This is a genomic window from Paenibacillus sp. 598K (assembly GCF_003851045.1).
In the GTDB taxonomy this organism is placed as follows: domain Bacteria; phylum Bacillota; class Bacilli; order Paenibacillales; family Paenibacillaceae; genus Paenibacillus_D.
This window is the reverse complement of sequence record NZ_BFBX01000215.1, coordinates 1-9,891: the sequence shown is the minus strand read 5'-3', so window position 1 is coordinate 9,891 and position 9,891 is coordinate 1. Positions and strand designations below refer to the sequence as shown.

Sequence of the window (9,891 nt, the reverse complement as noted above, 5' to 3'; positions counted from 1 at the left end):
CCTCACGGACGAGGCACTACGGGTCAGCTCGTACTTCCGCCATCTCGGTGTACAGGAGACTTTCACTCCCTAGTCGGTTGCGCTGCCAAGCGCACCAAAAGCCCCGCATGCGCAACGGCGCGTGCGGGGCTCTTTTTCTATGCTTGGGTCTTGCAGCGCTTGCTGCCGAGGAGTCCGGCGCCTGAGCAATGTTAGCGGCCGGAGCGCTCCTTGCGCTGGACGCCTGCTGCCCATTTGCCAACCTCGAAGCGGCTCCGCTCGGTACGATCGATCTGGACGATCTGGCCGTCATGGACCGTAATTTGCACCGTGCCAAAAGCGAGACCTTCCACCTGATCCAGTATTCGCTTCCCCCATACCTCATCCACCTTTACCGCTCGACTCATCGTCCTCTCCTCCTCGTATGTTCAGTTCGTAGGGACAGGCAAAATACTGTCCGCCAAGGCCCGCCGTCCGCTCGGCTTCTCCAGCTCTCGGAACGACTCCTCCAACGTGTCCACGTCGCCGCGATAACCAAGCGCAATCACCGCATGAAGGGCAATATGCTCCGGCGTCGCCAGCAGTTGGCGCGCCAGCTCATGGTCGAAGCCGCCGATCGCCCGCGTAGCCAGTCCGAGTAGCTGCGCCTGATAAGCCAGCGTCGCCCAGGCGGCTCCCGTATCGAAGGCGTGCGAGCCGTTCGGATCGCCGTTTTCCTTTATTGTCGCAGAAGCCAGCAGCAGCAAAACCGGCGCTTTCGTCGCCCACAACCGATTGCGCGGACGCAGGAACTGGCCGAACCGCTCGCGCTCCGCATCGGTACGAGCGATGTAGAACCGCCATGGCTGCGCGTTGCTCGCGGAAGGGGCCCAACGGGCCGCTTCCAGCACGGTGTAGAGCTGCTCGTCGCTTACCGCCTGCTCCGTATAGGCGCGCGGCGACCAACGGTTCAGGATGAGCGGATGGACGCGAAACTCGGGCAGGCGGGACGCAGCCTCCGGGCTGTATTGCTCGGGGATAGACCAGACTTGCGACTGGCTTTGGGGTAATTGAGTACTCATAAGGACCAATCCCTTCATTAATAAATGTAGTAGCGATACACGCGAAGCTGTCCGTTGGAATCAGCCCGTCCGCGATCCGGCGTCCGAAATGCCGGCTGCCCGCACCGGCCGAGGCGGCAGGATGCGGTCGATAAACGGCGTCTGATCGACCGCCGCCAGCTTCGTCCGTCCCGGGCCCCAACCGATCGTCGCCCGCCAGCTGCCCAGCGTGCCCGCGGCAGCGAGCGCCGACTCCTCGACGACAACCGCCTCGTCGGTGTAGGGCGAGACGTACAACGCATCGACCGGGCAATAAGCTTCGCAAATAAAGCAGGTCTGGCAGTCCTCCTGGCGTGCGATGATTGGAGCGTGCTCCGTTTTGTCGAACACATTGGTCGGACATACCTTGACGCACAGGTTGCAGCTAATGCAGCGTTCGTCGCTTACAAGCTCAATCATTGGTTCGCAGCCTCCTTATGTGATGCCGCAGCTTCGGTCAAGAAGGATCGGTCCGCCCGGACCGCGATGCGCTCCAGTCCCGAGACGATTAATCGATGGTGTTGGCCCGGATCGAGCTCCGGGTACTCCAGCAGCGTATGAAGACCGCCGCCGCGCGTCTCCTTGCGGGCGAGCGCCGCTGTATAGATCCAGCGAGCCGTAGCCGCCATCGCCGCAGCCTCTCTGGCGTGGACGCGCTCATGCGCACTCTGCGGAGCCTGGCCATTGACCTTGGGCCATAGCTCGTGCAGCTTGCCCAGCGCCTCGGTAAGTCCCGCTTCCGTGCGGAAATAGTTGATCTCCAGCGGCAGCACCTGCGACTGTACGGCTGCGATCAGCGTCCGCGTATCGGTACGCTCCGAGCCGATCGCTGTCTCCTGGGAGCCGCTCAGCCCATATCGCCCGGCCGGCTGCAGCCGCCGATCGCTGCCGGCGCCCAGCGCCCTCGCATGTCTGGCCGCTCCCTCGCCGGCCCAAGTGCCGGAGCAGATCGCCCAGGAGGCATTAAACGCGCCGCCGCCCGATGCTGCGCCGGTGATGCGCTCCCGCGTCGCAGCATCTCCTGCCGCGTACAGTCCCGGCACCGTCGTCGCGCAATCGTCGGTGACGATGCGCAGTCCGCCTGTGCCGCGAACCGTGCCCTCATAGCGCAGCGTCAGCGGGAACGGCTCCTTGAACACATCGATGCCTGCCCGATCGTAGGGCAAAAAGAAGATCGCATGCGACTTGCGCAGGATCGCTTGCTTCTCCGGCGTATCCGCCTTGTTCATAATCGCGTAGACCGGCCCCTGCAGCAGGCGCTTCGCCAGGAAGTCGCCGCCTCGGGTGCCCGGCAGCTCGTTGCCGTGCTCATCGTAATAGGTCGCCCAGCCAAGCAGGCGCGAGCGGGTGTTGGAGCTGAAGGCCGGAGCAGGCGCGTACCGTCTGGAAAATTCCATCCCCGACAGTTCGGCGCCAACCTCAGCGCCCATCAGATAACCGTCGCCGGTCAGGACATTGCATCCCAGCCCCTTGCTCAGGAAGGCGCAGCCGCCGGTCGCGATGACGACCGCAGACGCCCGGACCTCCCAGTCGCGGTCTTGCTGACGCAAGACGCCGCGCGCGCCGCCCACACCGTGCTCGTCGACGAGCAGCTCCAGCGCAGGCGCATGATCCAGCACCTTGACGCCAGCTTTTTTGACCGCCTTGCGCATCAGCCCCATATACTCCGGCCCCTGCAGATGATTGCGCTGCGGCACGCCTTCCTCATCCCGCACGAAGGGGTAGCCCCATCGCTCTACCAGCTCCAGGTTGATGTACACCTGATCGAGGACCCGGTGGATCCACGCCTCTTCGGACAGATAGCCGCCCGACGCCATACGCTGCCGGACTGCCGTCTCGCGCAGCTCGCGGTCAGGCGGCAGATAGAGCAAGTTGGTGCCGCCCGGCGCCGTCGCTCCGCTCGAGCCGAGGTAGCCCTTGTCGACGAGTACGACTGACGCCCCTTGGGCAGCGGCGCTCCAGGCCGCCCACGCCCCGGCCGGCCCGCCGCCGATGACCAGCACATCGCTGGTCAGTCGCAACGTAGTATCTCCGCTCATACGATCCCCTCCCTCATCCTTGTGCTGCGGCTCAAGAGCCGGTCTTCTCCCACGTCTCGATGAGACGATTGCTCTCTTCCTCGGCCGCCCGCAGCGCCGAGTTGACGTCCTTGCCCTGCAGTGCGATCTCCTCCGCCGTCTTTGTCAGCACATCGCCCAGCTTGTTGTCGAGCACATGCGGCGGATTGTTTTGCTTGGCTTCCAGCTTGAACACATTTTCGATCTTCTTGCCCTTGAGCACCTCGATATCAGCGCCGAATTCCTTCTCCAGCTCGGGATCGACGATCGCCGGCACACGGCCGTTGCGCGAGACGAGCCGCTGCGTCTCGTCCGAGAGGATGTTGGCGATGACGAGGAAGGCATCGTCGAGATGCTTGCTCTGATTGGAGAGGATCACGGAGTGGATGCTGCCGCCTACCTTGTTGTCGCCAAAGCTTGGCGCTGGGGCGATATCCCAGTCCAACTCGATGCCTTCCTGCCGCAGCTCCTCCAACGGACCGACCATATTCGCCAGGAAGGACGGGCGGATCGCCAGGCGACGTTCCTGGATGAACGTATCGCGGTCGTAGACAATCTCCTGATTGGCCCCGATGAAGCCAGGAATCTCGTACTGCTGCTTCAACAACTCGAAGATCGACGTCCACTGCGGATCAGCCAGCGTCGAGCGACCTGTCGCCGGATCTACGTTGGGCAGATCGAGACTTCGGACGAGGCTGCTCGGCCCGCCGAGATCGATGCCCAGATACTGGACGCCGTTGTCCTGCACGGTCAGCTGTCGGCCCAGCTCCAGCCACTCGCTCCAGGTTTGCGGCTCATCGGATGGATAAGGGACGTTGAACTTGTCGAAGATTTCTTTATTGTAATAAGTAATGAACAGATTAAAGGACAATGGGATAGCGATCAGCTTGCCCTCAGGCGTAAAGCTGCGGATCGAATCAGCAATCGCAGGCTTGATGCGCGAGGTGTCGACCCCATGCTTGGCGATCAGCTCGTCAAGCTCCTGGACGACGCCCAGATCCAGGAACCGGTAATACGACGGACCGCTGCTCGTGTAGATAATGTCTGGCAGCTGCCCTGTAGACAGCAGATCCTCCGGCTTCGTATTCTCATCCGTCTTGATCCGCTCCAGCGTAATATGCGGATACTTGGCCTTCGTCGGTTCGACGATCAGCTTGTTGAACTCCGTGTCGGTGATTGTATTGCCATAATTCCAGAACGTAAGGGTGACCGGCTCTTTTTCTTCTGATTTTGCCGCGTCTCCTTCCGCCGCATTCCCCGCCTTTGCAGTCGTCGGTTCAGATGTGTTGCCACCGCCGCACGCAGTCAGCGCCAGCGTCATCGCCAGCACGATGGCCATCCATGGTTTTACTTTTGCCACGTTGGATTCCTCCTCCAAGATCTCCTGATGTATACAACAAAAAAAGATGCCGACCGCCTGACGCTGTCCTGCCCGGCGAAGCCGGCTTGGAACAGCAGCATGCTGTCTACATCTCCATTGGAATGGTCAATGCCACTAAATAACCTATAAAGCCAATTGTTTTACTGTGAATTTCATGAATTCATGTTATCATCCTGCTCGTTGCCTGTCAATCACGAATTGCAGGACGTTGTCGCCTCACCTGATCCGCACCTGCGCCTCGCAACCCGTCTACTGTCGTTTCATCCCCAACGCGCAAAAGCTCGCCGGGAGGACCGGCGAGCAAGAAACGGGACATTCTATACCTGCGTCTATCTATAAGGCGACCGACAGGCGACTGACTCGCGTCGTCGTGTGGCGGCAAGCCGCTAGTTAGATCTCGCTGGCCGCCGCCTGCCGCGCATATCGATTGGCCGGCACAGGCACGCCCAGATTGCCGCGCAGCGTATCGGACTCGTAGTCGGTGCGATAGAGGCCACGCGCCTGCAGGATCGGCACGACATGATCGACGAAGTCGTTGAGCCCGCTCGGGATGTGCGTATGGACGATGAAGCCGTCTGCGGCCTCTTGCTCATGCCACTGCTGGATGCGGTCGGCGATCTGCTCCGGCGTGCCGATGAACGGGCTGCGCGGCGTAGCCGACTGCAGCGCGACCTGACGCAGCGTCAATCCGTGCTCGCGGGCCTGCTGCTTGATCTTGTCGGTGCCGCTGCGGAAGCTGTTGGACCCGAGATCGCCCAGCTCCGGGAACGGCTCGTCGAGCGGGTACTGCGTGAAGTCATGATGCTCGAAGAAGCGTCCGAGATAGTGAAGCGCCTTGTCGATCGTGACGAGCGCCGCCAGCTCCTGATACTTGGCCTCGGCCTCCTCCGGCGTCCGTCCGATGATCGGTCCGATGCCCGGCAGGATCGCGATATCATCAGCCGAGCGCCCTGCCGCGACAGCCCGCTGCTTCACATCCCTGTAGAATGCCTGCGCCTCCTCGATCGACTCGTGACCGGTGAAGACGGCATCCGCGCTCTGGGCGGCCAACTGCTTGCCGCTCTCCGAGGAACCGGCCTGGAAGATAACCGGCTGGCCTTGCCGCGAGCGGGCGATGTTAAGCGGACCGGTAACGGAGAAATGCTTGCCCTTGTGGTTGAGCGCATGCAGCTTGGCCGGGTCGAAAAAGACGCCGGAGGCCTTGTCGCGGACGAAGGCGTCATCCTCCCAGGAGTCCCACAATCCGCGCACCACCTCGATGTACTCCTCGGCGATCTCATACCGCTCCCCATGGGTCGGGTGATGCTCGCGGCCGAAGTTGCCGGCGGAGCCCTCCAGCGGCGAGGTGACGACATTCCATCCTGCCCGACCGCCGCTGATATGATCGAGCGAGGCGAACTGACGGGCGACGTTAAACGGCTCGCTATAGGAGGTGGAGAGCGTCCCGACCAGCCCGATGCGGGAGGTGACGGATGCCAGTGCAGACAGTATCGTCAGCGGCTCGAACCGATTGAGGAAATGCGGGATCGACCGCTCGTTGATGTACAGCCCGTCGGCGATGAAGACCAGGTCGAACTTGCCGCGCTCGGCCGTGATCGCCTGCCGCTTGTAGAAGTCCAGGCTGACGCTGGCGTCGGACGGTACCTCAGGGTGTCGCCAGCCCGCGATATTGCCGCCTACGCCGTGAATAATTGCACCGAACTTGATTTGCTTTCGATTAGCCATAGGTCTGTTACCTCCTGCCCGCAACGGGGAAATGGGTTAGTGATGCTCCTGCAACAGCGGCGTGTGCGCAAGCTGCAGACGATAGCTCTTGACCAGCAGGTCGCCATTCATAAATTCCTTGTCGTACGCCCGCTCGAAGCCGAGCCGCTCATACAGCCGGACCGCCGAGCCCATCATGTCCGAGGTATGGAGATGCAGCGTCGCAGCCCCGGCCGTCAGCGCGCGTCTGGCGCTGGCGCGGATCAGCTCGGTCGCCACGCCCGCTCCTCGCGCGCGGGGCGCCACTGCCAGCAGACGGATGATCGGCGAGTCGATGCCGAGCTCCGGCTGCCCGTAAGCGAGCGCGGAGGAGTCGAACAGGAACACGCTGCCGACCAGCTCTCCGCCCAGCTCGGCGACCAGCCTCGCGCGAGTCGGCGCTTCGTCGATCGATTGCAGGATGCTGGCCTTGTAATCAGCCCAGCGCGACTCCGACAGCACGGCTGCATACTGGCCGTAGGCCTCCAGCAGCACCTGCTCAAGCGCCGGCCGGTCGGCGTCCGTCGCCTCCCGGATCGTCAGGGCACCTTGCCCTGCGACGCGCTCGCCGCCAGCCAATACGGGTGTCGCAGATGCTACGGCATCGGCCTCGCGGCTCGCCGTGGACGCCGACGCGGAGACTGCCTGGCTGTCCGACGACTTAGGGACATGCTGCGGCCCGCTCATCAGCTCGCCAGCTCCTCGGGCAGCGCCTGCTTGATGCGGCGGATCTGCGCTAGATGCGTGTCGACATGCCGGACGAAGGCGCTGATCGCGTCTGCGATCGTCACAGTCGCGCCAACGGCGTTGATGCCGCTCCGCTGCCATTCCTCGTCGGTCAGGCGCGCCAGCAGCGCCGCGTTGAACGCGACGAGCGCATGCGCAGCGACGAGCAGCTCTCCTGCACTGTAGTCGTTGGCCCGCTGTCCCGCCACCCAGGCATCCTGATCGAAGGCAGGCAGGCGCACGCTTGAGCCGGAGAGTATCTCGCGCAGCCGGAACGAGACGACGAGACTGTGATCAACCAGATGGGCGAGCACCTCCGTCACGCTCCAGGAGCCCGGCGCAGCCTTCCAGGCGAGCTGATCAGCGGTCGCGCCATCGAGCTCATGCTCGATCTCGCGATAGACATCCACATAGGCGGCGATGGTCGCTTCATATTCGGTATGACTCATTTGGTTCCCATCCTCTCTAACTAGATTGCTCCCTAATTAACGTTCTCGATCTCACGCATTAACCCAAACAAGGCCGGATTGACACAAATGTAAAAGTACGCTTATTTGTGACGAAACGGGGTGAAAACAGGTAAATAAATGCAAAAGCGCACTTAATCGGATCGAAGTTTCCTCCTAACGTTCCATTCCCCCAAAAACAACTGCACTTTTGCATTAAAATTCCGTTTGCACGCGCTTTGGAGCATAAATAAAGGTATTTTTGCAGTTAAAAGCGAGCCCCAATAAGCGAAGAATATGCAAGACCGCGCAACGTCCATAGGACCGCTATATCCGGATCGCGCTACTAGCGCATATCGTTACTACGTTAAGACCTCAGTCACTTGGATTGCACGCTCAGCTCGGCGAGCGAGCCTTCCGCCAGCGCGGCGAGCAGCTCTGCCGTGCCGATCAGCGCCTCCTCATCGATGTCGAAGGCGGGATGATGCCACGGATGCGGACCGTTTGTGCCGACGAACAGGAAGGCGCCCGGTGTCCGCTCCAGATAAAAGGCGAAGTCCTCTCCCGCAGGAGAAGGGGGCGTCTCGTCGACCGTTAGCTCCAAAGCGGCGGCGGTGCGGGCGGCAAAGTCGGCCCAATGCGCGTCATTGACGACAGCCGGCGGACCCTGGATCCACCGGACCTGCGCGCTCGTGCCGAAGGCCGAGGCGACGCCCCTGACGATCTGATCCAGCCTGGCGCGCGTCCGCTCGCGCACCTCCGGCGCAAAAGTGCGTATCGTCCCGTCGAACACTGCTTTCTCGGAGATGACGTTCCAGGCGCTCCCCGCATTCAGACGGGTGACGCTGACGACGGCGCTCTCCAGCGCGCCTACATTGCGGCTGACGATCGTCTGCAGCGCCGTGATCATATGCGCCGCGACGACGATCGGGTCCAGCCCCTGCTCGGGCGAGGCGGCATGAGTGCCGATGCCCTCCACCTCGACGACGAACCCGTCGGCCGCCGCCATCATCGCCCCCGGGCGGACGCCGATCGTGCCGACCGGCAGCTCCGGCTTGTTGTGGAGGCCGAAGATCGCGTCCACGCCCTCCAGCGCGCCGTGCGCGATGAGATACTGTGCGCCTTTGGCCCTCTCCTCCGCCGGCTGGAACAGCAGGCGGACCGTGCCGGGCAGCTCGGCCGCCCGCTCCTGGAGCAGCAAGGCTGCGCCGAGCAGCGCGGCCGTATGGTAGTCATGACCGCACGCATGCATCCGTCCCTCGATGCGGGAGGCATAGGGCAGCCCCGTCTCCTCGCGGATCGGCAGCGCGTCGATGTCGGCCCGCAGCGCCACGACCGGGAGTCGGCCAAGGGCTGCGCCGTCAACCGCGAGCGTAGGCGCAGCATCCGTCGCCGGGATGCTCGTGGACGGGTTGCGTGCTGCCTCTCCGCCATACACTGCCCCGTCCAGCCCCCTCGCCTCTGCCCCGGCTGCCGTACCGCCGCCGCCGATCTCGGCGATGACGCCGGTCGCGAGCCTGCTGTCGATGATGCGAATACCGGCCTCGGATAGCCAGCGCTTGATCGCCGCCGTCGTCTCGACCTCCTCGCCGGAGAGCTCGGGCTGCTGATGGAGCTGACGGCGGATCGCGATCAGCCGCTGCGCCAGCGCCTCCCGCTCGCCACCGCTCCATCCGCCACTGCTACGCTCGCCACCACTACGCTCCCCGCTGCTCATACCAGCTCCTCGGCGAACGCTTCGCGCAGCAGCTCAAACGAGCGAGCGCGCTGGCCATAGTCGGGGATGATCGTCGTGAAGATGAAGCTCTCGACGTTATATGTCTCGGCGAGCTCGAGCAGCCGTCCCCGCACCGTCGCCTTGGAGCCGCGCACGATATCCGCCTCCCGCTCCACCGCGGTATAGGTCTGCCCGGCCTGCCTGGCGAACTCGGCAGCCTGCTCCAGCGTCCCCACGTTGACCGTCTGGCCGCTCTCTAGCGTCACGCGCACCGTCTTGTGCTGTCCGGCGAGCGCCTCGGCTGCCTCGTCGGTATCGGCGGCGATCAACGAGAGCGCCAAGATCGGCTGCGGCTCGCCGCCTCGCGAGCGGTCGAAGCGCTCGCGGTAGAGTGAGAGCGCCGCCTGCGCCGTCTGCGGATCGCTGTTGATGAACAGCGCGAAGGCGTAGGGCACGCCCTGCTCGGCGGCCAGCTCGGCGCTCGATAGGCTCGTGCCGAGCAGATAGACCTCGGCAGGCGTCTGCGGCAGCGGATGCGCCGTCAGGCCGGGCAGCGGATGGGACTCATCCGCCGGTCCTGCCAGCAACGCTCGCAGCTCGGTCAGCTTGGCCTCCAGCGTCGTCGGCTCGGCGATGCCATGCTGCAGCGCCTTGGTCGAGCGCGGCAGACCGCCCGGCGCGCGGCCGATCCCGAGCTCGACGCGGCCCGGCGCGAGCGTCGCCAGCAGGTTGAAGTTCTCCGCTACCTTGTAAGGGCTGTAAT

10 protein-coding genes are annotated in these 9,891 nt (G+C 63.5%); all 10 read right to left on the bottom strand.

All coding sequences use genetic code 11. From position 1 onward, the window contains the following. Positions 1-191 precede the first annotated feature (191 nt). Positions 192-386, bottom strand: coding sequence for a YezD family protein (locus PA598K_RS34550; protein ID WP_128661245.1), 195 nt, complete (start codon positions 384-386; stop codon positions 192-194). A gap of 21 nt (positions 387-407) precedes the next feature. Beyond that, complete coding sequence (locus PA598K_RS34545; protein ID WP_128661244.1) at positions 408-1,040, bottom strand: nitroreductase family protein; 633 nt, start codon at positions 1,038-1,040, stop codon at positions 408-410. A gap of 60 nt (positions 1,041-1,100) precedes the next feature. Further along, a complete protein-coding gene (locus PA598K_RS34540; RefSeq protein WP_128661243.1) occupies positions 1,101-1,478 on the bottom strand; it encodes a 4Fe-4S dicluster domain-containing protein in 378 nt (125 codons plus the stop codon). Then, a complete protein-coding gene (locus tag PA598K_RS34535; RefSeq protein ID WP_128661242.1) occupies positions 1,475-3,097 on the bottom strand; it encodes an FAD-dependent oxidoreductase in 1,623 nt (540 codons plus the stop codon). The genes PA598K_RS34540 and PA598K_RS34535 overlap by 4 nt, the downstream gene beginning before the upstream one ends. A 31-nt stretch (positions 3,098-3,128) precedes the next feature. Then, positions 3,129-4,475: an ABC transporter substrate-binding protein gene (locus PA598K_RS34530; RefSeq protein WP_260405759.1), complete on the bottom strand. Its 1,347-nt coding sequence runs from the start codon at positions 4,473-4,475 to the stop codon at positions 3,129-3,131. 411 nt (positions 4,476-4,886) lie between these two features. Then, on the bottom strand, positions 4,887-6,221 hold the full coding sequence (locus tag PA598K_RS34525; protein ID WP_128661241.1) for an LLM class flavin-dependent oxidoreductase: 1,335 nt from the start codon (positions 6,219-6,221) through the stop codon (positions 4,887-4,889). A gap of 36 nt (positions 6,222-6,257) precedes the next feature. Next, positions 6,258-6,926 carry a GNAT family N-acetyltransferase gene (locus PA598K_RS34520; RefSeq protein ID WP_128661240.1) on the bottom strand — a complete coding sequence of 223 codons (669 nt, stop codon included), beginning with the start codon at positions 6,924-6,926 and terminating at the stop codon, positions 6,258-6,260. Further along, on the bottom strand, positions 6,926-7,414 hold the full coding sequence (locus tag PA598K_RS34515; RefSeq protein ID WP_128661239.1) for a DinB family protein: 489 nt from the start codon (positions 7,412-7,414) through the stop codon (positions 6,926-6,928). Before PA598K_RS34515 ends, PA598K_RS34520 begins: the two co-directional genes overlap by 1 nt. Before the next feature lie 376 nt (positions 7,415-7,790). Beyond that, positions 7,791-9,128 (bottom strand): amidohydrolase, encoded by a 1,338-nt coding sequence (locus tag PA598K_RS34510; protein ID WP_260405758.1) that lies wholly within the window; start codon positions 9,126-9,128, stop codon positions 7,791-7,793. Then, positions 9,125-9,891: MsnO8 family LLM class oxidoreductase (locus PA598K_RS34505; RefSeq protein ID WP_128661238.1), on the bottom strand; the 767-nt coding region annotated here is incomplete at its 5' end. The genes PA598K_RS34510 and PA598K_RS34505, both read right to left, overlap by 4 nt.